The sequence below is a fragment of the Thioalkalivibrio thiocyanodenitrificans ARhD 1 genome (assembly GCF_000378965.1).
GTDB classification, from domain to species: domain Bacteria; phylum Pseudomonadota; class Gammaproteobacteria; order Ectothiorhodospirales; family Ectothiorhodospiraceae; genus Thioalkalivibrio_A; species Thioalkalivibrio_A thiocyanodenitrificans.
Window position 1 is genome coordinate 1,173,427 of sequence record NZ_KB900536.1, and the last position, 23,470, is coordinate 1,196,896.

Annotated in this window: 21 protein-coding genes; 7 read left to right on the forward strand and 14 right to left on the reverse strand. The window is 66.9% G+C overall.

The window, feature by feature from the left end; translation table 11 throughout:
- The first annotated feature begins 1 nt into the window (after position 1).
- Together wrbA and THITHI_RS0105515 are read left to right on the forward strand one after the other, a co-directional pair.
- Complete coding sequence (gene wrbA, locus THITHI_RS0105510; RefSeq protein ID WP_018232080.1) at positions 2-601, forward strand: NAD(P)H:quinone oxidoreductase; 600 nt, start codon at positions 2-4, stop codon at positions 599-601.
- Entirely contained in the window at positions 601-957 is a 357-nt protein-coding gene (locus tag THITHI_RS0105515) for a DUF2069 domain-containing protein (RefSeq protein ID WP_018232081.1), read from the forward strand. The genes wrbA and THITHI_RS0105515 overlap by 1 nt, the downstream gene beginning before the upstream one ends.
- A 10-nt stretch (positions 958-967) precedes the next feature.
- Here the strand turns inward: THITHI_RS0105515 and hda are convergent, their stop codons facing one another.
- Genes hda through THITHI_RS0105535 form a run of 4 tightly spaced genes read right to left on the reverse strand, consistent with a single transcriptional unit; the run spans position 968 to position 4,422 of the window.
- Positions 968-1,672: a DnaA regulatory inactivator Hda gene (hda, locus tag THITHI_RS0105520; RefSeq protein WP_018232082.1), complete on the reverse strand. Its 705-nt coding sequence runs from the start codon at positions 1,670-1,672 to the stop codon at positions 968-970.
- Between the two features lie 7 nt (positions 1,673-1,679).
- On the reverse strand, positions 1,680-2,786 hold the full coding sequence (locus tag THITHI_RS0105525) for an AI-2E family transporter (protein WP_018232083.1): 1,107 nt from the start codon (positions 2,784-2,786) through the stop codon (positions 1,680-1,682).
- Positions 2,786-3,340: a CDP-alcohol phosphatidyltransferase family protein gene (locus THITHI_RS0105530; protein WP_018232084.1), complete on the reverse strand. Its 555-nt coding sequence runs from the start codon at positions 3,338-3,340 to the stop codon at positions 2,786-2,788. The genes THITHI_RS0105525 and THITHI_RS0105530 overlap by 1 nt, the downstream gene beginning before the upstream one ends.
- On the reverse strand, positions 3,337-4,422 hold the full coding sequence (locus tag THITHI_RS0105535) for a DUF2066 domain-containing protein (protein ID WP_018232085.1): 1,086 nt from the start codon (positions 4,420-4,422) through the stop codon (positions 3,337-3,339). The genes THITHI_RS0105530 and THITHI_RS0105535 overlap by 4 nt, the downstream gene beginning before the upstream one ends.
- A gap of 178 nt (positions 4,423-4,600) precedes the next feature.
- Here THITHI_RS0105535 and purM point away from each other — a divergent pair, with 178 nt between their 5' ends.
- The 4 genes from purM (at position 4,601) to THITHI_RS0105560 (ending at position 8,321) form a co-directional block, all read left to right on the forward strand.
- Positions 4,601-5,680: a phosphoribosylformylglycinamidine cyclo-ligase gene (gene purM / locus THITHI_RS0105540; RefSeq protein ID WP_018232086.1), complete on the forward strand. Its 1,080-nt coding sequence runs from the start codon at positions 4,601-4,603 to the stop codon at positions 5,678-5,680.
- On the forward strand, positions 5,680-6,354 hold the full coding sequence (gene purN / locus THITHI_RS0105545; RefSeq protein ID WP_018232087.1) for a phosphoribosylglycinamide formyltransferase: 675 nt from the start codon (positions 5,680-5,682) through the stop codon (positions 6,352-6,354). The genes purM and purN overlap by 1 nt, the downstream gene beginning before the upstream one ends.
- Positions 6,355-6,358: 4 nt before the next feature.
- Entirely contained in the window at positions 6,359-7,063 is a 705-nt protein-coding gene (locus tag THITHI_RS0105550; protein WP_018232088.1) for a DUF3108 domain-containing protein, read from the forward strand.
- Between the two features lie 346 nt (positions 7,064-7,409).
- Positions 7,410-8,321, forward strand: a complete 912-nt coding sequence (locus THITHI_RS0105560) for a DMT family transporter (protein ID WP_018232090.1) — start codon at positions 7,410-7,412, stop codon at positions 8,319-8,321.
- On the opposite strand, the gene THITHI_RS0105565 is transcribed toward THITHI_RS0105560, so the two are convergent.
- From THITHI_RS0105565 to pmbA, 4 genes are all read right to left on the reverse strand, one after another.
- On the reverse strand, positions 8,318-9,238 hold the full coding sequence (locus tag THITHI_RS0105565) for a zinc metalloprotease HtpX (protein WP_232199386.1): 921 nt from the start codon (positions 9,236-9,238) through the stop codon (positions 8,318-8,320). The two genes, THITHI_RS0105560 and THITHI_RS0105565, sit on opposite strands and share 4 nt — an antisense overlap.
- A gap of 69 nt (positions 9,239-9,307) precedes the next feature.
- Positions 9,308-10,591, reverse strand: a complete 1,284-nt coding sequence (locus tag THITHI_RS0105570) for a peptidoglycan -binding protein (RefSeq protein WP_018232092.1) — start codon at positions 10,589-10,591, stop codon at positions 9,308-9,310.
- Between the two features lie 2 nt (positions 10,592-10,593).
- Entirely contained in the window at positions 10,594-11,742 is a 1,149-nt protein-coding gene (locus tag THITHI_RS0105575; protein WP_018232093.1) for a hypothetical protein, read from the reverse strand.
- A gap of 296 nt (positions 11,743-12,038) precedes the next feature.
- Entirely contained in the window at positions 12,039-13,382 is a 1,344-nt protein-coding gene (pmbA, locus tag THITHI_RS0105580) for a metalloprotease PmbA (RefSeq protein WP_083908665.1), read from the reverse strand.
- Positions 13,383-13,643: 261 nt separating this feature from the next.
- On the opposite strand from pmbA, the gene yjgA reads away from it, so the two are divergent.
- On the forward strand, positions 13,644-14,144 hold the full coding sequence (gene yjgA, locus THITHI_RS0105585) for a ribosome biogenesis factor YjgA (RefSeq protein ID WP_033336911.1): 501 nt from the start codon (positions 13,644-13,646) through the stop codon (positions 14,142-14,144).
- Positions 14,145-14,313: 169 nt separating this feature from the next.
- Here yjgA and tldD read toward each other — a convergent pair whose 3' ends face one another.
- The 6 genes from tldD to THITHI_RS0105615 all read right to left on the reverse strand — a co-directional run bounded on the left by tldD (position 14,314) and on the right by THITHI_RS0105615 (position 23,333).
- A complete protein-coding gene (gene tldD / locus THITHI_RS0105590; RefSeq protein ID WP_018232096.1) occupies positions 14,314-15,759 on the reverse strand; it encodes a metalloprotease TldD in 1,446 nt (481 codons plus the stop codon).
- Positions 15,760-15,879: 120 nt separating this feature from the next.
- Positions 15,880-16,722, reverse strand: a complete 843-nt coding sequence (locus tag THITHI_RS0105595) for a carbon-nitrogen hydrolase family protein (RefSeq protein ID WP_018232097.1) — start codon at positions 16,720-16,722, stop codon at positions 15,880-15,882.
- A gap of 27 nt (positions 16,723-16,749) precedes the next feature.
- Positions 16,750-17,082: a hypothetical protein gene (locus tag THITHI_RS0105600; RefSeq protein ID WP_156820481.1), complete on the reverse strand. Its 333-nt coding sequence runs from the start codon at positions 17,080-17,082 to the stop codon at positions 16,750-16,752.
- 66 nt (positions 17,083-17,148) lie between these two features.
- Positions 17,149-21,081 (reverse strand): YhdP family protein, encoded by a 3,933-nt coding sequence (locus THITHI_RS0105605; RefSeq protein WP_026186089.1) that lies wholly within the window; start codon positions 21,079-21,081, stop codon positions 17,149-17,151.
- 172 nt (positions 21,082-21,253) lie between these two features.
- On the reverse strand, positions 21,254-22,732 hold the full coding sequence (gene rng / locus THITHI_RS0105610) for a ribonuclease G (RefSeq protein ID WP_018232100.1): 1,479 nt from the start codon (positions 22,730-22,732) through the stop codon (positions 21,254-21,256).
- A gap of 25 nt (positions 22,733-22,757) precedes the next feature.
- On the reverse strand, positions 22,758-23,333 hold the full coding sequence (locus THITHI_RS0105615; protein ID WP_018232101.1) for a Maf family protein: 576 nt from the start codon (positions 23,331-23,333) through the stop codon (positions 22,758-22,760).
- Between the last annotated feature and the right edge of the window lie 137 nt (positions 23,334-23,470).

The window sequence follows — 23,470 nt, forward strand, 5'->3', positions numbered from 1 at the left end:
CGTGAGCGAGGTACTTGTCGTCTATTACAGCCGCTACGGTGCCACCGCGGAGATGGCCCGGCACGTGGCCCGGGGCGTGGAGTCGGTGGACGGCATGGAGGCGAGACTTCGCACGGTGCCGCCGGTGTCGGCCACCTGCGAAGCCGTGGATGATGACATCCCCGCGGAAGGCCCTCCCTACGCCAGCACCGCTGACCTGGTTCAGTGCGCCGGCCTGGCGCTGGGCAGCCCGACCCGCTTCGGCAACATGGCCGCGCCCATGAAGTATTTCCTGGACCAAACCGGCAGCCAGTGGCTTTCCGGTGCGCTTGCAGGAAAACCCGCCGGTGTCTTCACCTCCACCGGCACCCTGCATGGTGGACAGGAGAGCACCCTTCTCAGCATGATGATTCCCCTGCTGCACCACGGCATGCTGCTGGTGGGTATCCCCTACACGGAATCGGCGCTCACCGACACGCGAACCGGCGGCACGCCTTACGGCCCAAGCCACCTGGCCGGTCCGAAGGGCGATCTGCCCCTGAGCGAGGACGAACGCGGGCTCTGCCATGTTCTGGGACGGCGCATTGCGGAGATCACCCGGGCGCTGGAGCGACGCGGCTGATGCGTGTCGCCCGTGTACTGGCCCTTTCGGGCCTGCTGGGCCTGTTTGCCCTGATTCTCATGTGGAACGTCTGGCTGGACCCGCCCCGGGTCGTGCCCCGGGCGCTGGTACTCATCCTGCTGCTGACGCCCCTGCTGCTGCCACTGCGCGGCATGATGGCGGGGCGTCTCTATACCCACGCATGGGCCACCTACCTGGCCATGCCCTACTTCGTGCTCGGAGTCTTCCACGCTGCCGGCACAGGCCCGGAACGCGGCTACGGCTGGCTGATGGTCTGCCTGAGTATCGCCTGGCTGGCCGGCGCAGCCGTATACCCGAGGCTCGCCCGCCGGCAGTCAGGTCACACCAGAGGCTAATCCGGCTCCTTCACGCATCCTCACCGGCCCGCGTCACCGCACGAGCAAAAGGCAACGTGATCCGTCGTTGCTGCCCCAGGGATTCCCGCTCAAGCCGCTGTGCCTGCGCCAGCAGGGACGGCAGATCCCGGGGGCAGGTCCTGAGCAGATACTCGGCCACCTCGCGCGGCAGCTCGAAGCCGCGGCGCCGGGCCCACGCCACGAGCAGCGCGCATTTGGCGTCGTCATCCATCGGCGCCAGCTGGAACACCGGCCCCCACACCAGTCTGGAAGCCAGATCCGACAGCCCGGAGGACAGGGCCCGCGGTGACTGACGGTCGGAAAGCACCAGCTGCGTGCCCCGGGCCCGGGCGTCGTTGATGAGATTGAACAGCGCCATCTCGCCTTCCGGTGACCCGCACAGCGCACCGACGCCGTCCAGGCAGACCACATCCAGCGCATCGAGGCCATCGAGCGACCGGGCGCCGGCGCCGGCCAACAGCACGCGCGGCAGATAGGCTGCCCGGCGCCCCCGCTGCGCGGCTTCATGACAGACGGCCTGAAGCAGGTGTGTCTTTCCGGTACCGGCCTCCCCGTACACATAGATCTGCATCTCCCCGCGCCCCCTGGCCAGGGCCCGGAGACCGTCCAGCACCAGGGAGTTGGCGCCCGGATGGAAGCTTCCAAAGTCCGACCCCTCGGGCAGGGTCACGTCGAGAATCAACTGACGCGCCACCGGTGCGCTACTCCTGCGACCCGGATCCGCCATCCGCGTAGAGCCGGCTCTGGCGATAATCCATCCGCGCATGACGCACCCCGACCGCCAGCACGGCCGCCACCGGCAGGGCCAGCAGCACACCGAGGAAACCGAACAGCTGCCCGCCCGCCAGCACAGCGAAGATCACCGCCACCGGGTGCAGTCCGATACGATCGCCCACGATCCGGGGTGTGAGCACCAGACTTTCCAGCAACTGCCCGGCGGCGAACACCGCAAGCACCCAGAACAGCAGCTTGGGATCGGCACCCTGCACAAGAGCAGCGGCCAGGCCCAGGCCCAGGCCCACGATGACGCCCAGGTAGGGCACGAAGCTCACCAGTCCCGCCATCACACCCACGGCAATCCCCGGCTCCAGGCCGGCCAGCCAGAGGCCCGCGGCATAAAAGACGGACAGGCTCAGCATCACCAGCAGCTGCCCACGCACAAAGGTGGCAAGCACCGCGTCGGATTCCGCCGCAATCCGCACCATCCTGGGCTCCACGCTGCGTGGCAACAGGTCGCGCACACCGGCCAGCAGACGATCCCAGTCACGCAGCAAATAGAAGGTGACCACCGGCACCAGCACCAGATTGAGCAGCCAGGCGAACACCAGCCCGCCGGAGCGGCCCACGGATTCCAGCACCCGGACCGCCCAATCCCCCGCCTGCTGCCAGTGCTCCGCCAGCAGACCCGAGACCGGCCCCGGGTCCAGCGCATCCGCCGGCAGCCCCATGCGATCCTGCAGCCAGGGCACGGCCTGTTCGCGGATCCATTCCAGCCACTGGGGCAGCCATTCCATGAAGCGGGCCAGTTCCCGCTGCAACAGTGGGAGCACCATCAGCACGGACAGCACAAGCGCCGCAAACAGGAGCAGGAACACCAGCACCACGGCCGGGGTGCGTGACATGCGCCATTTCCAGCGCCGCCCCTCGACCTGAAGCCGCGCGACCAGAGGATTGCCCAGATAGGCGAACAGGGCGCCCAGCAGGAAGGGTGTCAACACCGGGCGCAGCCAGTACACCAGCAGTCCCGTCCCCGCCGCGGCCAGCAGCAGCGCGAGGCCCCGTCCGCCCGACCAGATCCCCTCGTTCATTACACCGCTCGCCGGCCCGTGATGGCCCGGCAGGTCCAGCCCACCACGTATCCGGCGCCGCTGGTCACGGTGGTCACCAGCACGATGCCGATGAGTGCGTCCAGCAGCAGGGGCGGCAGCGGGACGACGCCCGCGTCCAGAAGCACCGAGATCACCAGCACGATCTGGAAGAAGGTGTTGACCTTGCTGATCAGCAGGGGTCGCATCTCCAGACTGCGTGTCAATGCGCGATAGGCCAACGCACCCAGCATGATCACCATGTCGCGCAACACCACCAGCATCACCAGCCACCAGGGCAGCAGGCCCACAAAGGCCACGGTGAAATAGGTACCCATCATCAGCACCTTGTCCGCCAGGGGATCCAGATAGCCGCCCAGGCGCGTTTGCCATCCATAGCGGCGCACCAGCCAGCCATCGACCCCGTCGGACAGGCCGGCCAGCAGCAGCAGGAGCAGGACCCACGCATACTCACCCGTCAGAAGCGCCCAGACGATGGGCAGCGTCAGCAGCAGACGCATGCAGGTGATGGCGTTCGGGAGCTGTCGCAGATTCACCGGGACAGACGCAGGTTCACACTGGCCATGGCACCGGGCTCGGACGGTTCTGCGCCGGCGTCGGCGACTTCCAGCACCGTGCCCAGGCGCACGCCCCGTTCGAGATCCCTCGGGCTGCCCCTAAGCTGGGTGACGAAAACAGCCCGGTCCGGCTCCAGACGATACGGCCTGATCTCCACGACGACACTCAGTTCCGACAGATACCGGCGCACCTTCTGGTAGGCCTCCATATCATTCACGCCATCCACCACCACCTGCACGTGATCCTCGGTGGGCAGGAGTCCGGCAATCGCCAGCCGGCGGCCCAGCAGATCCGCCAGCCCCTGCAAGCCCTCATCCAGGACCCCTTCAAGACTGTCGGCCTCGGCCTGGTAGTCCTCCCGGAGATCCTGGGAGAACAAGCGCCAACGTGCGTTCCATGCATCCCCCCTGGGCTGCACGTACACAGCCGCGACGTATCGGGCCGAATAACGCTCCGACGCCCGCAGGACAGGCTCGTGGAACCCGCCCGATAGATCGGCAAAATTCACCGCGGCCCGATCTTCCAGATCCATCACCGGGAACACCAACTGCAGGCCCCGCTCGCCCGCCACGCGTTCCAGCACTTCCATCAGCTCGCGTCCTTCCTCTCCACCCAGAATCACCCGCTCGCCCTCGTGGACTGCACCCAGCCAGACCATCAGACCGGGTCGGTTCGCCCCCCACACCGGCAATCCCCGCTCCATGAGCAGGCGCTCCAGTGCGCGGCCGTCGAATCGTACCTCCAGGCCCACCGTGCCATCGCCGGCATCCACATAGCGAAAACGCTGGACATGTCGACCGGCCTGACCGCGAAGGTCATCCACACGCGGATCCCGGAGCACCTGGCGGTCACCCGAGAGCTTCACAAGCACCTTGTCCAGGGCCCGCTCGAACCCCGCCTCGCGGGCCGGGCGGTCACGGTTCTCCACGGTGACGGTGGCCTCGTGCAGGCGGTTGTCCGCAAGGACGCCGGTGACGGTGAACGACCACGCCAGGAGCACCAGCAGGCACCAGGCCGGCAGGGCGAGAATCGAGTGGCGTTGAACATGTGGCGGACTCATGGAATCAGGGGGATTTTCGGTTATGTGGCTGGTCGGCTAACATACCACAGATACCCGCTGCCTGGCCGCGCGCCGTACGGTGCGCGATACCCACCCATGCACGCGCCCGCCGCACCGGCTTTACACGTTCCGGGGCGACCGATACCATCGGCCGCCCGCAACCGCAGGACCCGACGTCATGTCCAGCCCCGATCCAGAATCACCTGACAAGCCCGAGACCGGTGGCGGTCTTCGATATCGCGATGCGGGTGTCGACATCGATGCCGGAAACACCCTGGTGGAGCGCATCAAACCCCATGCCCGGCGCACCCATCGACCGGGCGTCCTGGCGGGGTTGGGGGGGTTCGGTGCGCTGTTCGAACTGCCCGTGGACCGGTTCAGGGAACCGGTACTGGTATCGGGCACCGACGGCGTGGGCACCAAGCTTCGACTGGCCATGCAGCTGAACCGCCACGACACCATCGGGATTGACCTGGTGGGCATGTGCGTCAATGACATCGTGGTCCAGGGTGCCGAGCCCCTGTTCTTCCTCGACTACTACGCCACCGGGCGCCTGGATGTGGAGGTGGCCGCCGACGTGGTCAAGGGTATCGCCGACGGCTGCGAGCAGGCGGGCTGTGCCCTGGTCGGCGGCGAGACCGCCGAGATGCCCGGGATGTACGAAGGCGGGGACTACGATCTGGCGGGTTTCGCCGTGGGCATCGTGGAGAAATCCCGAATCCTCGACGGACGCCAGGTGCGCGAAGGGGACATCATCCTGGGCCTCGCCTCCTCCGGACCCCACTCAAACGGTTACTCGCTGATCCGCAAGGTGCTGGAGGTGAGCGGCGCCGATCTGCAACAGGCCTGCGGCCAGGTGAGTCTTGGCGATGCGCTGCTCGCCCCCACCCGCATCTACGTGCGCCCGCTGCTCGAACTCATGTCGCAGCAACCCATCCATGCCCTGGCCCACATCACCGGCGGCGGACTGCTGGAGAACATCCCCCGGGTGCTGCCGCCCGGCACCTGCGCATCCCTGGACCCCGCCGCATGGACCCGCCCCCCGGTGTTCGAGTGGTTGCAGACGGCGGGCAAGGTGACTGAACAGGAAATGCTGCGCACCTTCAACTGCGGCATCGGCATGGCGGTGATCCTCCCCGCTGACGGCGTGGACGATGCGACCGGTCTTCTGGCCCGTGCAGGGATCGACGCCTGGCCCGTCGGCAGGATCACCGCGAGCGACGCGATGCCGCCTCGCGTGGAACTGGTTTCAAACTGATGGGGCATGACCTGCTGCCGGTGGTGGTGCTCATCTCCGGTGCCGGCACGAATCTACAGGCCCTCATCGACGCCGCACAAGCGGGAACCATCCCGATTCGAATCGCTGCGGTTATCAGCAACCGGCCCGGCGCACCCGGTCTGGCACGGGCCGAGCGGGCCGGGATCCCGGTTCACACGCTGGACCACACCGCCTATCCTGACCGGGAAAGCTTCGACGAGGCCCTGCAGGCCTGTATCGAAACCTACGATCCCGGGCTCGTGGTGCTGGCCGGATTCATGCGCATCCTCACGCCGGGCTTCGTGGAACACTTCGCCGGCAGGATGCTCAACATTCATCCGTCGCTGCTGCCGGATTTTCGCGGCCTCAGGACGCACGAACGTGCACTGCAGGCCGGGATCCGGGAGCATGGCGCCAGCGTGCACTTCGTCAACAATGAACTGGACGGCGGCCCCGTGATCATGCAGGCGCGCGTTCCCGTGCTGGCCGACGATACCCCCGAGCGCCTCACCGCACGCGTACAGGCCCGGGAGTACGAGCTCTACCCCAAGGTAGTGGGGATGTTCGGCGAGGGCCGCCTGAAACTGGAAGACGACCAGGTCCGGCTCGACGGCCGGCCGATCCGGGCGCCCCTGGATCTGGACACGATACCGGACAGCCCTCGGGAGAAATGAAGCAATGTGCTGGAAACCCATCATCGCCGGGATCGCACTGATGCTCGCCGCGGCCCCCGCCCTGGCGATGCCGCCGCCGTACACGGCCTTCTACGAGGCCTTCGCCTACGGCAATACCCTCAAGACCCGCAGCTCCGTGAACTATGAACCCGGCCGCGTACGCATGAGCCTTGACGCCCGGGTCGTGGGCTTCCTTCGGTTGTTCGGGCGTTTCGAGTTGTCCCGGGAAACCATCATATACAACGGCCCCGAGGGGCTCCGGCTCCTGGAGAGCCACCACAGCAGGACCCAGCCCCGGCGCAGCCGCGAGGTGCACACCCGCATCGACTGGGAAACCGGCGTGGCCGAAGGCACGGAGAACGGGGAGCGGTTTTCGGTGCCGGTCAATGAAGGGACCCTGGACTATCTTTCAGTTCTCCTGGTGATCATGCAGGAACTTCGCACCGGTGTTGCCGAACCCCGTCAATCGGTGGAGATCATCGAAAGGGACCGGGTGCGCGCGTATGGTGTACTGCGCGAAGGCACCGAACGCCTGGAAACGGAACTGGGTCGCCTGGATACCGTCAAGGTGACCCGACGTGACGACGACCGCGGGATCGGGCTCAGCGCGTGGTTCGCACGCGACCTGCACTACATTCCGGTGCGCTTTGACTACGAGGCGGACGGGCGCGTGTACGTGCTCAATATCACCGGACTGGACTGGCACTGATGTCCTGATCGCGCCCGATACCGTTGGACGGGCATGGGGCATGGCGGGGCCCCGACCGCTTTCCGCGCCTCGACCGGCATGCATCAGGCATTCGAAACGCGGCACATGCGAGCGCCGGCACTTGACTCCCTCCCGTTCCCATCGGACACTTTCGCCGTGAGCACGTTCTTCGTACAGGCCCGACGCATGCATGACTGGCTGGCAAGCCGGCACCGCCTGCGCGCGCCATTCGGAGAGACGTAACCGCATTCCACAACCGTTCTTCCGGATTTGCCCCAAGGGGCCGCAGGCAGACACCTGCGGCCCCTTTTTGTTTTCACCCAGTCCAAAGGAGGCGCGAACCACCATGTCCGTCCCGGCTGCCTATCTGGGCGTGATCCTCATCTGGGCCACCACCCCGCTCGCCATTCAGTGGAGCGGCGAAGGTCCCGGCTTCCTGTTCGGCGTGGCCGCGCGCATGGCCATCGGCGCCGTGCTGGCGCTGGCCCTCGCGCGTCTGTCCGGGGTACGTGTCTGGCGACGGGATGCCCTGGCCGTCTACATGGTGGTGGGCCTGGGGATTTACGGAGCGATGCTCAGCACCTACTGGGCCGCACAGCAGATCCCCTCGGGATGGATCTCGGCAATCTTCGGCTTCACGCCCATTGCCACCGGCGCCATGGCCGCCCTGTGGCTCCCGGGGCAGGGGCTGACCCGCGTGCGCCTGACAGGCGCCCTGCTGGGAGTGGGCGGACTGGCGGTGATCTTCAGCGGCGGGGCGGCCGCCCATGAACAGGCGGCCGCCGGGATCGCCGCCGTGCTGCTCGCCACCTTCATCCACGCGGCGAGCGCCGTCTGGACCAAGCGCCTGGGCGCCCAATTCCGGCCCCTGGCCCTGGTGGCCGGCGGGCTGGCCCTGTCCACGCCGCTGCTCGTGGCCACCTGGGCGGTGTTCGACGGCAGCTGGCCGGCCTCGCTGCCGGAACGCGCGCTGGCATCGATCCTCTACCTGGGGGTCATCGGCTCCGTGCTCGGATTCTCGCTGTACTACTACGTGCTGGGTCGCGTGGATGCAACGCGCGTGGCACTGATCACCCTGATCACCCCGGTGGCCGCCCTGTTGCTGGGGCATGCGCTCAACGACGAGCCCCTGAGCCTGCTGGTGGTTTCGGGGGCGGGCCTGGTGATTGCCGGGCTGGCCGTCTTCGAACTGGGAGACCGGATGGCGCGCCACCGGGTCCGGCAGATCCCGAACGGTGGTGACCGATATGCTGACTAGAACCATGTACCGCCGATGCGCCATCCCGGCCTGCGCAGGTCGGCACGCAACAGAGGGCGCGGGTCAAAGCGGGCGGGAACGGTCAACGGGCGGATACCCGGCATCGGCTGAAGGCCCATGAGCCTTTCGATGCGCCGTTCCGTAGGCGGGTGTGTGCGCAGCCAGGAGGGTTCCGGGATACGCCAGCCGGGCAGGAGAACCCGCTCCAGCATGCTTCTCTGCACCGATTCGAGCCTCGCCAGGGCGGAAGCCAAACCTTCGGGGTCGCCGGTCAGCATGACGGCACCCAGATCCGCCTGGTACTCACGGCTGCGCGAGAGGGCGAGCTGGAACAGCGCGCTCAGTGTCGGTGCAAAAACCAGCAGGGCGATGGCCAGCCAGCTGATGGTCTGTTCGCCCATGATCAGCAGCGGCAGGTTGACCAGCAGCAGGCATTGCCCCACCAGTGACAGGAGACCCGTCAGCCGGCTGGAGAGATCCGCGAATGTCATGGTGCGCAGATCATTATGCGCAATGTGGCTGACCTCGTGGGCCAGCACCGCGGCGAGACCGCGCAGATCCAGGCCCCGCAGCAGTCCGTCGGATACCGCCACGGCCGCCTGCCGGCGATCCCCCACGGAGAAGGCGTTCATCACCCGGCTGGGCACGTAGTGGAGCGTGGGTGTGGCCGGCAGCCCGGCCCGTTCTGCCAGTTGCTCCATGATGGCCACGGGCACCGGGGCCACGCGCGCATCCAGGCGCCGTGCCCGGTACAGACGCATGACCAGCGCCGGCGAAACCGCCGGATTGAAGAAATACAGGAGACACACGGTGCCCATGGCCATCAGGGCGTATGATCCCCCACCGATCAGCCAGCCCACCGCGCCCAGCAATCCCATCAATCCCGAGACCAGCAGGACCGTCTGCAGGGCGTTCATGAGCCGATGATTCATTACGTGCGCAGGTTCCATCGCGGCACTGCGGCGCGGGCGACCGGCGCGTCCCGCTTAATTGGGGGCACTCGTGAGGCGCATCTCGATGCGCCGGTTGCGTGCAAAGGCCTCTTCCGTATCGCCCGGCGCCACCGGGTGATACTCGCCGAACCCGGCCGCTGCAAGCCGTCGGGGCGGCACCCCGCGGGCGATGAGATACTCGACAATGCTCTGCGCCCGGGCCGTGGAGAGCTGCCAGTTGGATGGAAACTGCTCGGTGCGGATGGGGCGCCGGTCCGTGTGGCCCTCCACCATCAGCACCCAGCCGATATCGTCGGGGATACGCGCATCCACGTCCCGGATGAGCTGCGCCACCCGGTCGAGCCGTTCACGGCCGTCGGCACCGATATCCGCCGAAGCAGTCTCGAAGAACAGTTCCGACTGGAACCGGAACCGGTCCCCCACGATCTGGATGTCCTCCACGTCCGACAACACCTCCCTCAGGCGCCCGAAGAACTCGGAACGGTACCGGGACAACTCACGCACTTCCTCGGCGAGCGCCAGGTTCAGGCGCTCGCCGAGATCGGCGATCTCGACGCGCTGTTCCTCGATGGTGGACTCGCGTGCCCGCAGGGCCTCGTTGAGCAGGGCAAGCTGCTGCTCCAGGGCCTCCATCTGCCGGCGCATGGCATCCACCCTGGCCTGTGCATCGGCGGTCAGGCGGCGCTCCTCCACCAGTGCCTGATCCCGTTCCTCCACCACGGCGACCAGATCCTGGATACGGATCTCCCGCTCCTCGATATCCCGCTGGGCCAGCAGCGTGGTTTCCTCCGCTTCGGCAAGACGCGCCTCCAGGGCCTGGCTGCGGTCGCGCAACTGACCCACGGTCTCGCGGCTTTCGTCCAGCTCCCCGGCGAGACGGCCGACCTGGGATTCGAGATCCTCACGCACCCGCCGCAGGACGTCGATGTCTTCCTGGAGCGAGGCAATCTCCATCAATCGCGCCTCCAGGGACTCGGCCTGCTCGCGCATCTCCGCCTGGCTCTCGGCCAGACTCTCTTCCAGCTGGTGGCGTTCGGCCAGTGTCACCTGCAACCGGCCGGTCAGGGCCCGCACGCGCTCCTGCAGGGCCTCGGCCTCGGCCTCGCGCATGGACAGGGTGTCCGCCAACTGGGTCACCCGCTCCTGGAGGGTCTCCAGTGCGCGATGACGTTCGAAAAGGACATCCGAGAGGTAGAACTGAGCCACCACGAAAAGCATCAACAGGAAGACGAACACCAGCACCACCGTGGCCAGCACGTCCACGAAGCCCGGCCAGATGTCGGTGCTGCGGCTGCGGCGGCGGAATGTCGAGAGCATGATTAACCCCTGCCGGGCTGATCTCCCGCGCGCGCCAGGGTGCGCGCCAGCAGGCGGATCTCCTCACGAAGGACATCGTTGAGCTGGGTGCGGTCCGTACCCAGTTCCTGGCGCATGGTGTCCAGAGTCTGGGTCAGATGCTGCAACTGGTCGCGGATCTGCCCGTCGGTGGCGGCGGTGGACTCGGTGGATTGCGCCAGGGCCTGCAGGACACCCTGCAGTTCGCCCTGAGTGCGCACCATGTTCATCATGGCCTTGTGATCGCTGCGCGATTGTTCCGCCAAGGCGCCCACCTCCTCGATGAGACCCTCCAGACGCTGCTCCGCCGATCGCCGGTTGTCCTCGCCTCTGGCCATGACCCGTTGCAGCTTGTCCAGGCTGTCGGCGGTCTGCTCCAGCAGGGCCTGGATGTAGGCAGGCACGCTGCCCTCCCCTTCCGCCGCAAGACCACCGCTGGACAGCCGGGTCTGCCCGGCCAGCCACTCCTCCAGTTCGTTGTAGAAACGGTTCTGGGCATGCCCTGACTGCAGATCGATGAACCCCAGCACCAGGGCGCCGGCAAGCCCGAACAGGGACGAACTGAAGGCGGTACCAAGCCCGGACAGAGGCGCCTCGAGGCCCGCCTGCAGCCCCCTGAACGCCGTACTGACGTCTTCGCCGCCCAGGTTCAGGCCGGCGATCACCGCACTGACCCCACCCAGGGTTTCAAGCAGGCCCCAGAAGGTCCCCAGCAGGCCGAGAAACACCAGCAGGCCGATGATGTAGCGCGAGATGTCGCGGGATTCGTCCAGGCGGGAGCGGATCCCGTCCAGCAGGGTACGCAGCGACGTGGTGGAGAGGGTGAACTGCTCGCCGTGCCGGCCGGTGAGCAGCCGGGCCATGGCACCCAGGAGACGGGTACGGGGTATGGTGGCGGCGTCTGCCGCGTCGGCGCGCCGGAAGCGCTCGATCCAGCGCATCTCCGGGGCGAGGATCATCACCTGCCGGTAGTTGATCACCAGACCCGCCAGCAGCACCATCAGGATCATGCCGTTGAACACCGGGTTGGCCATGAAGGCCCGGGTCAGCGGCATGATCAGGAGACCCACCACGAGGGCCACCGCCAGCAGGAACAGACTCATCCAGATCAGGGCGTTGCGTGTATTGCGCATGGGCCGCCTTCCGAATCGTGCTTGCAGATACCGCGCAGAGTAACCGCAATTGCGTACCCTGATCCAGCATGCTGGAAGGGGAAAGTGGGAATCGGGAAGCGGGAAAGGCCGCCTCCCGCCCTCCCCCCGCAAGCGACGGAGGGGGTTGCCCCTCACCCTCAGGGTATATGGAGCGGTGTGAGGTTCCTCCCTTCCTCCTTCCTCCTTCCTCCTTCCTCCTTCCTCCTTCCTCCTTCCTCCTTCATCCTTCATCCTTCATCCTTCTTCCCACTTCCCACTTCCCAACTCCCACTTCGCTATTCCCCGGCGACCGTCACCTGCTCCAGGAGCAACGAGCCGGTGCGGATGTTGCTGTCCACGTTCACGTCATTACCCACGGCCCGGATACCCTTGAACAGATTCCTCAGATTGCCGGCCACGGTGACCTCCTCGACGGGATACCGGATCTCGCCGTCCTCCACCCAGAAACCGGCCGCGCCCCGGGAATAGTCACCGGTCACCATATTGATCCCGTGGCCGATCAGTTCGGTGACCAGCAGGCCGGTACCCATGTCCCTCAGCAGGCCGTCCAGATCCTGCTCCCCGGGTTCCATGGTGAGATTGTGCACGCCGCCGGCATTTCCGGTGGTGCTCATGCCCAGCTTTCGCGCCGAATAGCTGTCCAGCACGTAACCCTTGAGCACCCCGCCGTTCACAACGTCTCTGGGCCGGGTCGCCACGCCCTCGCTGTCGAAGGGCACGCTGCCCAGCGCTCGGGGCAGATGGGGTTGTTCGTGGATGCGCACGAAGGACGGGAAGACGTCCTCGCCCAGGGCATCCACCAGAAAGGACGCCTTGCGGTACAGTGCTCCGCCGCGCACCGCGCTCACGAAATGCCCGACCAGGGAGCGTGCCATCTCGGGCACGTACACGGCGGGGCACTGGCGCGTGGACAGGCGCCGTCCGCCCAGGCGCCGCACGGCGCGCCGTGCGGCCTCGAGACCCACGGATTCGGGCGTCTGAAGGCCGTTGGCGTCCCGGGATACGGAATACCAGTAATCCCGTTGCATCCCCTTCTCGTCCGCGGCCACCACCGAACAGCTGATGGAGTGACGGGTCGCCGTATAGGCCCCCAGAAAGCCGTGGGTGTTGCCGTAGACCGCCAGTCCGCGAAGCGTGTTGGTGGAAGCGCCTTCGGAATTGATGATCCGCGCATCATGATCCCGGGCGGCGGCCTCGCAGCTCTGCGCCAACTCGATGGCCTGCTCCACCGACAGGTCCCAGGGGTGGTCCAGGTCCAGGTCCAGCCAGTCGCCGGCCATGAGATCCGGATCGGCCAGCCCCGCGCAATCGTCCTGCGCCGTATAGCGCGCGATGCGGCAGGCGGCATGCACCGCCTCGCGGAGGGCCTCGTGGCTCAGGTCCGAGGTGCTGGCCGTACCCTTGCGCTGGCCAAAGTAGACCGTGATGGCCACACCCTGATCCTTGTGGTGCTCCAGGGTCTCAACCTCACCGAGGCGCACGTTCACCGACAGACCCAGATCATTGCTGGCGGCCGCCTCGGCACTGCTGGCGCCCGCCCTGCGGGCTTCGTCCAGCATCTGCCCGACGATCGATTCCATGGTCTGCTGGTCTCTGGGGAGTCTCTGAATGGCTGTCATGTATATTCCCGAGTGTCTGGAGAGCGGGCCCGGGGACCGGGGATCTCCTGAATCGTTGTAAGATGCAGTCCGCGAGTCAACGCAAAGCGGACTTCCGAAAAGCCGGACAGCGTAAGGGCCCAAAGGGATTCGCAAAGGACGCGAAGAAAATCTCCTGTTCAGGAAAGCCTTGGCGGCTCTTGCGCAGTCCATCGCGCCCTTCTCGGTCCGGCTTTTCAGGCGGTTCGTTTGCGGATCCTCTTCCTTCGTGCCGAGGCACCCATGAGTGAAGACGACGACTATATCAGCCGCAGCCGGCTCAAGCGCGAGGCCGAGGAGGCGCAGCGCCTGGGCGAGCGACTGAGCACGCTCAATGACGCGGAACTCGACGCCCTGGCCCTGCCCGACGTGCTCGCGACGGCCATCCGTGATGCGCGCGCCATCCGCCAGCACGGCGCGCTCCGGCGCCAGCGCCAGTACATCGGCAAGCTCATGCGCAAGATCGACATCGCGCCCATCCGGGCCGTCCTGGCCGAAAAGGAGCGGAACCGGCACCGGGAAGCCAGGGCATTCAAGGGCCTGGAGACCTGGCGCGAGCGGCTGCTCACCCAGGGCGCCGAGGCCCTCGATGCCTGGCTCGCCGAACATCCGGACAGCGACGCCGGGAAGCTGCGTGGGCTCATCGACAGCGCTCGCGACGCACCCACCCCGGCGGCCCGCAAGACCGCCTCCCGGGCCCTGTTCCGCTACCTCAGCGAACGTGCGCGGATGCGCGCGAGTTGAAGTACCGAAGCCGCACCGCGAAGGGCGCGAAGGGATTTGCCAAGGACGCGAAGAAAATCTCCGGTTGAAAAACCCTTTGCGACCCTGGCGCATCCCTTCGCGCCCTTCGCGGTTCGCTATCGGTGCGCTTGCTCACTCGAACCTGCGTTCATTCGCGGAGCGCTGCGGTTCAGGTACTGGTGCCGCCCACGGTCAGTCCGTCCACCCGAAGGGTCGGCTGGCCGACGCCCACCGGCACGCTCTGGCCTTCCTTGCCGCAGGTACCCACGCCGGTATCGAGTTCCAGATCGTTGCCCACCATGGATACCCGGGTCAGCACTTCGGGGCCGTTGCCGATCAGAGTGGCCCCTTTCACCGGCCGGGTCACACGGCCGTTCTCGATGAGGTAGGCCTCGGACGCCGAGAACACGAACTTCCCGGATGTGATGTCCACCTGGCCTCCGCCGAAGTTCACCGCGTAGAGCCCCCGCTCCACGCTCTCCAGGATCTCGCCCGGATCGTGCGCGCCCGCCAGCATGTAGGTATTTGTCATGCGCGGCATGGGCAGGTGGGCATAGGATTCACGCCGGCCGTTGCCGGTGGCGGGGGCGCCCGTCAGCCGGGCATTCAGGCGATCCTGCATGAAGGCGCACAGCACGCCATCCTCGATCAGCGTGGTGCACTCCGTGGGCGTGCCCTCGTCGTCCACGTTGAGCGATCCCCGCCGGTCCATGAGTGTGCCGTCATCCACAACCGTCACGCCGTCGGCGGCCACCTTCTGCCCGATGCGTCCGCTGAAGGCCGAAGTGCCCTTGCGGTTGAAATCGCCCTCCAGCCCGTGGCCCACCGCCTCATGCAGCAACACGCCCGGCCAGCCGGGTCCGAGCACCACGGTCAGGGTGCCGGCGGGTGCATCCACGGCCTCCAGGTTCACCAGCGCCTGACGCACGGCCTCACGCGCATATCCCAGCGCCCGATCCTCGTCCAGAAAATACGCGTAGCCCACGCGCCCGCCCCCACCACCGGAGGCCTGCTCCCGGCGCCCGTCCTTGCCCTGCACGATCACGTTGACACTCAGGCGCACCAGCGGCCGCACGTCGGCGGCCAGCGTGCCGTCGGTGTTGGCCACCATGATCACTTCGTGCACGCCGTTGAGGCTCACCATCACCTGGCTCACACGCGGGTCCAGGCGGCGGGCCTCGGCATCCACGCGGTGCAGCAGATCAATCTTCGCCTGCTCGTCCAGGGTGGCCAGCGGATCCAGCGGCGCGTACAGCTGATGGCCGTCCTGGTTACGGCGCACGGCCACCTGGCCCGATACGGACTGGCGCGCGATGGCGCGGGCGGCAGCGGAGGCCTCCAGCAGGGTGGGCATCCTGATGTCATCCGAGTAGGCGAAGCCGGTCTTGTCACCGCTCAGGGCGCGCACGCCGACCCCCTGCTCGATGTTGAAGCTGCCGTCCTTGACGATGCCGTCCTCAAGGGACCAGGACTCGTGACGGGTCAGCTGAAAATACAGGTCGCCCCCGTCGAGCCCCGGGCCCATGAGCCCACCCAGCGCCCGATCCAGATCGCCCTCGGTCAGGCCCGCAGGCTCCATGAACTGTTGCTTGGCGATCTGCAGGACTTGGGACATTCGGGGGTGATCTCCACGGGACAGGGGGTGCATACGTTGTTCACAGTGGGGCCTGTACCGCACCAATTCAACCCGCCGATTGCGGGGCCTTTGGCCCGCACGATCCATCGGAGCCGGGGGTCAGCGGATCCCGCAACTCAGGCGGCGGTGGCTGATGCTCGGGAAACTTCTGCGGACCGCGGCAAGCCGCTCCGGATCCATCTCTCCCGACACCACCCCGGAGCCGCGGGCCAGACGATCCAGCACCTGGCCCCAGGGATCCACGACCATGCTGTCGCCATGGGTCTCCCTGCCGTTGACATGAAATCCGCCCTGGGCCGCCGCGATCACATAGATCTGGTTTTCGATGGCCCGCGCGCGGATCAGGGCCTCCCAGTGGGCCCTGCCGGTGATGGCGGTAAAGGCCGCGGGCAATGCCAGGATCTCCATGCCCTGGTCCAGCATCTCGCGAAACAGTTCCGGGAAGCGCAGGTCATAACACACGGCGATGCCCAGCCGCCCGAACGGCGTCTCCACCACCACCGCCCGGTCCCCCGGGGCAGTGGTCTCGGATTCATTGTAGGACTCCTCGCCTTCCGGAAGTTGTACGTCGAACAGGTGGATCTTGTCGTAGCGGACCACACGCTCCCCCAGGTCGCTGAACAGCAGGCTGGAGCCGAACACCCGGTTGGGATCGTCACTGGCAATGGGAATCGTGCCGCCCACCAGCCATAACCCGTGACGCTGCGCCTGTTCCGCGAGGAACGCCTGAAGCGGCCCTCGCCCATCCTCCTCGGCCTCGGCGAGCTTGTCCGCCTCGGTCATGCCCATGAGTGCGAAATTCTCCGGAAGGACCACCAGGCGCGCACCGGCGGCAGCGGCCTCCGAGATGAGGCGCCCTGCCTCGGAGAGGTTGGCGATCACGTTGGGGCCCGAGGCCATCTGTATGGCAGCCACGCGGGTCACTGGGGTATCGCTTTGCATGGCATCAGGCTTCACCGGTCAGGGGTTTCAGGGACGGATCACCAGGTCGAGCTGCTCGTGCACCGATGTGTCCCCTTCCACATGGATGCGCAGCGAGGGGACACCCAGGGCCACCAGCCAGTCGCGCAGTTCCGCCGCCCAGAACTCACCCTGTTCGCTCTCCGGGTGGCGAATGGTCAGGCGACGATCTTCGCCACCCTGCAGGGTGGCCACGGCCTCGCGCAGGGGCGTGAGCCGAATCAGGTACTCGGCGCTGCGCGGCGTCGACCAGGTCTCGGCATCCACCACGAGCACGGTCTGTGCGGCGGCCGGGCCGGCGGCAAACAGGAGGGCCAGACAGAGGATCCGAAGCGGCTTCATCAACATGACACCACTATACCAACCGGCATCGTGATCGCCTATCCGGCTGTGCAAACCCGCAAGGCCCTATCCCGGCAGGTCGTCGCCCGCCGGCCTGGCCAGGGTCTCCACGACCGGATCCTGCCATGTGCCGGTGACTCGGTATTCCACCCGGGCCGCCGCATCGATGCCGCGGCCCATGCCGAGGACACGGTCGAGGATGAACACCGCGGCACCGGCCATGGGGCCACCGAGCAGGGCACCTGCCACCGGCAGGGCGCCGCCCACCCTGGGCGTCACGACGATGCGCTGGTCGTGATCCCGCGCGACGATGCCGGTACGGCCCTCGATCTCCACGTTGGCCGCCACGCCCTGGATGCGCAGATCGGAGGTGTAGGCGTCGCTGCCCACCAGATGGATCGTGCCCTCCAGTTTGTCGAACAGGAAACCCCGCTGGAACACGTCGCGAAAATCCAGGGCGAGCCGGCGGGGCAGCATGTTCAGGCTGAACAGTCCCAGCAGCCGCCCCGCCCCCGGATCCATCTCGACCAGGCGCCCGTCGATTATGTCCACGCGCCCGTCACCCTGGAGGCCATCCCATGTGAAATGCGTGGGTGCATCGGGCCAGCGCACCTGACCCTCCATCTTCCCCTCTCCCTGATCGAAGCCGTGCTGAAACCCCAGATCAGTGAGCATCAGCCCCAGATGAGAGGTTCTCAGATCGTAACGCAGCCGGGTCTGATGCCGGTCCGGGGCCGCGATGCGCCAATCCCCGGTGATACGCAGGCTGGCATGACCGCCTGCACTGCCCGCCTGCAGGTGGTGAACCTGTATGCCGTCACGCACGGGGGTGGCTTCAATGCGCAGGTCGGTGAATCTGCGTCCGTCATGCACGAGTTCCTGTATGCCACCCCGCAGCCCGGGCATTGTGCGGGGGTCCAGGCGGGGCAACCCGGATGCAACCCCTCCAGCAGGCGCCGCCATCCGGTCCAGATCCACCCGCTCCATGTTGAACGTCAGCGGGGCGACCCCCCGAAGCTCCCGGGGGATCTGCAGCTCGCCCCGCAGCGCCGCCGAATCCACCCGGACCTGCCAGCGTTCGCGGCCGCGCAACGCGCTCAGATGGACATCCCGGACCACCCGTGCACCGCTGATCACCTCACCCGCATGGAGATCGATCGCGCTGACACGGCTCCCGGGAGGCGGTTCGGCGGCATCGGCCGGGTGCGCTTCGGCCACCGCGTGCCATGCATCCAGGTTGACGCGCTCCATGCGCCCCGCGATACGAAGGCCCTCCTCCGGCATGCGGGCATCCCCTGCATTGAAGCGCAGTTCACCGCTCAAACCGTCATTGTCCGGTTGCAGCACGCCCGACAGGATGGTGCCGTAACGCAGGTGCACGGGGTCCCGCGTCGGCCCGAGCGGGACCTCCAGGTGCAGGGGCACCCGGACTCCCGACGTCTTGGCAAGGGGCTCGGGCAGTTCCGAGGTCACCCCCTCAAGCATGGACTCCAGACGCAAACGGGGGCTTCCGGTCCCATCGATCGGCGCCGTGAACTCGCCGCTCCAGTGTGACCGGCCACGCAGGTGAGGCCTCAGATAGTTCGGCAGATGCGCCGCAAGCGCCGCCACCGGCTGCATGCCCTCCGCGCGCACCGTGAGCGGCCCGCCGTCCGGCATGCTCGCATCCAGGGACAGGGATTCGTCATTGAAGCGAGCCTGCACCTGCTCTGCAGTCACCGTAGCCTCGGTGAAGGCCACCCGACCCGTCACCCGGGTGAAATCCACCGGCTGCGTCTCCAGGCGCAGCCGGTTGCCATCCAGTTCCACCGCACCGGAGACGCGCGTGGCGGCCGGACCGCCGCCGCCCCGGTGCAGCGGCATGGTCAGGGCCAGGTCCAGACGGCTGTCGCCTTCGGCACGGGTGTCATCCAGCAGGCCGTCCAGGCCGCTCACCAGGGGGCTCTCCCGCACGTAGCGCAGCATGTCGGACAGGGGTCCCCGCGCCTGCCCCCGCACCTCCAGTTCCGCGGCCCGGTAATCGGCAATGCGCACATCGGCGTCACTGATGCGCGCATCGAGCAGCCGTCCGGAGGCGTTTTCCGCGCGCATGCCCCGGTCATCGAAGATCAACTCGCCGGCCACCTCCCGCAATGCCGACCAGCCGGGCTGGTAATCCAGCACACCGTCGCTCACCCGGGCGCGGACTTCGAAGATGTCGTCATCGCCCTCCAGAGGGAACTTCCTGAACGGGCCGCTGAACACGAGCCGCCCGTCCAGCACCCGGCCGTCCACAATACTGCGGCTCAGCCACCGGTAGGTGGGTTCCGGCATGATGCCCACCGGCAGATACCGCGCGGCGCGGCTGCCGTCGCCATCAGCGAATTCCACCTCCAGATCCATGCGTGGCTCCGGCCCCAGATCAAGGACCAGGCGGCCTCCGGCCCGCACATCCTCGTTGTGCACGTGCAGATCCTCACTGGTCACCCGATAGCCGTCCCCGTGCCGTGTCCAGTCGACGGTACCCCTGACCGCAGACGCCCACAGGCTGTCCGCGAACAGCCGGGGGACATCCACGCGCATGTGGCGGCTGTTCAGACTGACCTCCCCGCCATCGTGGTAGACACTGAAATCGCCGCTCAGGCCGTGAAAGCCGGGCAGGCGTTCGTGGGGCTCCACCGCAAGCTCCCGGAACGCGCCGGTGGCGGCGAACTGCGGCTCTCCGATCTCCGGCAACTGCCCATGAAATCGCACCCGGGGCAGTTCGCCCGCGGGCCGGAGCCCCGCAAGCAGGGAGCGCTGCCCGACATCAAGGATGTCCTGGGAGAGAACCAGCGGCAGGAGATGATCCACCCGGACACCCTCCGCTTCTCCCCAGAAGCGCCGTGTACCCTCCACCTCCTCGTGGAAGAGTGACAATCCCATGCGCACGGACGGGCGGCCGGCATGCTGCAGCTGCAGCCGATGCAGCCTGAGCTGCCAACGCCCGCTGCCGCGTTGTTCCCAGAGGGCATCGACGGCCAGCCTGTCCAGGCGAACCGGTTCCGGCGCCGGTTCGTTCTCCTCCTGCCCCGGCGGTGCCAGACGCAGATCCGCCGCCTGCACCCGCGCACGCACCCGATCCGGCCGTCCGGCGGCGATGCGGCTCCACATCTCCATGTCCACCACGCCGGACTGCACGTTGATCCTTCGCGCCAGGGCGTCGTCGGGCAGGGCGTCGATCACGATCCCCTGCCCCCGCACGTGCACCTGACCCCGCCAGCTCTCCAGGACCTCCGGGTCGCCCGTCACGTCCACACCGACGGTCAGATCCCGCCCCAGTTCCGGGGGAAGGAACACCTGACCGGCCAGGCGCAGGGTATCCGCGCCCACCGCCACGCCCAGATTCAGGTCGTCGAAGCGGTAGTCCAGGTCCATCACCCGGTCGGTGTAGCGCAGGCGGCTGGACTGCAGCCGGAAGGTGGTTCCGGCCAGCATCTCCAGCACCCGGGCGCCGCCGTCCCGGACCGGCGTTTCGTTGTCCGCCGCCACCGTGCCGGCGCCCGACACCCGGAACAGCCCGTCGGCATCCCGGACAACATGCACGTCCGCGCCCAGCACGCGGACCGAGTGGAAGCGCCACTGGCGCTGCCACAGGCTGTGCCACAGGCGCACGCCCAGATCGAGCCGATCCAACTGCAGCAGCGGCGGACCCGACTCATCCCCGAAGATGGCCACCTGATCCAGGTGTATCCGCGGACCCAGCAGGTGCCAGCCCGCATTCAGCGCGCCGATCTCCACCCTGTAACCCAGACGATCCCCCAGTTCGAAGGCCACCTGCTCCCGGTAGTCGGCCGCCATGGGCAGGGCAAGGCGCAGGGTCGTGACCAGCACCGCCAGGAGGATCAGGCCGCCTGCCGTGATCCAGATAGCCGCGGCCTTCAACCGGCTGAGCCCGCCGCGCCACGCCACGCGCCAGCCCCCCGCCCGCTCGCGCGGCGTGCCTCCGGTCTCCTGATGCCTTGACTCACTATCCCGCATATCTCACCACACCCGGGGATGCGCGCCGATTCGCCCGCAGTGACACGGTGTACCCGCCCCGGCAGCCAGGTCTGTGCCCGCACCATATGGCCCCGCGGCCCAGCGTACCCGCTTCGTTCAGCGGCAAGAAATGCAGGTTGGACATGCCGAATCGTGAATCCCTGTCACCCGGTCAGAGCAGCACCACGTCGAACTGCTCCTGGGTATAGAGACTCTCCACCTGGAAACGAATGGGAATGCCGATGAATTCCTGCAACTGCGCGACGCTGGCGGATTCCTCGTCCAGCAGCAGGTCCACCACCGTCTGGGACGCCAGCACCAGCAGCTCCTTGGCGTCGAACTGGCGTGCCTCCCGCATGATCTCGCGGAACATCTCGTAGCAGACGGTCTCGGCGGACTTGAGATAGCCCCGTCCCGTACACATCGGGCAGGGCTCGCACAGCAGCCTCTCCAGACTCTCGCGCGTGCGCTTTCGGGTCATCTCCACCAGCCCCAGGGGAGAGACCTCGCAGAGCTGGCTCTTGGCGTGATCCTTCTCGAGCGCCTTCTCCAGCGCACGGAACACCTGGCGCTTGTGTTCCTCCTGGAGCATGTCGATGAAGTCGATGATGATGATGCCGCCCAGGTTGCGAAGCCGCAGTTGCCGTACGATGGCCTGGGCTGCCTCCAGGTTCGTCTTGAAGATCGTCTCTTCCAGGTTGCGATGCCCCACGAACCCGCCGGTGTTGATATCGATCGTGGTCATGGCCTCGGTCTGGTCAAAGATGAGGTAGCCGCCGGATTTCAGCTCCACCTTTCGCTCCAGCGCCTTCTGGATCTCATCCTCCACGTTGTAGAGATCGAAGATGGGCCGCTCGCCGGGATAATGCTCGATGCGCGGCATCAGTTCGGGCACGTACGTCTCTGCAAACTCCAGCACCTTCTGTGCCGTCTCCCGAGAGTCGATACGGATCTTCTCCAACTCCACGCCCACCATGTCGCGAAGAATGCGCACGGCCAGCGGCAGATCCATGTAGACCTCGGAACCCGGCGGCACCGAAGCGGCCCGTTCGCTGATGGAGTGCCAGAGCTTGTGCAGGAAACCCACATCATTGCGCATGGACTCCTCGCTGGCCACATCAGCCGCAGTGCGCACGATGAATCCGTGCCCCTCCCCCTCCTCGGCCAGGATGCCCTCCATGAAGCCCTTCAGCCGGGCACGGTCCGTCTCGTCCTCGATACGAGTGGATACACCCACGTTCGGGTTGTTGGGCATGAGCACCAGGTACCGGGAAGGCACGGTGATGTACGTGGTCAGGCGCGCACCCTTGGTACCGATGGGATCCTTGATCACCTGAACCAGGATATCCTGCCCTTCACGCAGCAGCCGCTGGATGGGCTCGGTCGGCTTGCTCTCGCCGTAGGGCAGTTCCTCACGCTCCACCGGCGCCACGTCCGATGCGTGCAGGAAGGCGGCCCGTTCCAGTCCGATGTCCACGAAGGCGGCGTCCATGCCCGGCAGCACACGGCTCACCCGGCCCTTGTAGATGTTGCCCACGAGACCACGCCGGCGGGCGCGTTCCATGTTCAACTCCACCAGTACGCCGTTCTCCACCAGGGCAACTCGGGTCTCCTGGGGGGTGACGTTCATCAGTATCTCGGTACCCATCATCGGTTCTGGTCCCTTTCCCGGCCGATCAGCGTCGCCCCCCATGGGCCACGCCGAATGCCTCCAGTAATTGTCCGGTCTCGTACAGGGGCAACCCCACCACACCGGTGTAGCTGCCCTCAAGATGTTCAACGAACAGCGCTCCCAGTCCCTGGATGCCGTAGGCGCCGGCCTTGTCGGCAGGCTCGCCGCTGTCCCAGTACACGCCGATCTCGCGCGGTGCCAGGGTGCGAAACCGCACCCGCGTCACGGAGAGGCGTACCGCCTCGCGCTCCCCGTGCACCAGCGCCACGGCGGAGAACACGCGATGCGTTCTGCCCGACAGTCGCCCCAGCGTATCCATGGCATCGTCCCGGTCGACGGGCTTGCCCAGTATGGCCCCATCCAGGCTCACCACGGTATCGGCCCCCAGCACCGGCTGTCCCCCACTCTGGGCCCTCCATCCCGCCCGCGCCTTCTCAAGCGCCATGCGCTGTGCGAAGTCCTCGGGCGCCTCACCGTCGAGAGGAGTCTCGTCCACGTCCACCGGATACACCCGGTAACTGACGCCGATCTGTTCCAGGAGTTCGCGGCGGCGGGGAGAGGAGGAAGCCAGGATAAGCATGGGAGTTCCTGGATGAACTTGGGCTGAACAAGGCTAAGGCGGAACCGGGGCGCCGGAAGTGCGAAGTGTGAATTGGGAAGTGAGAAGTGAATGACCGGAACGGCCAGAAGCTGGACAAGGCCACCGCTTTCCTATTC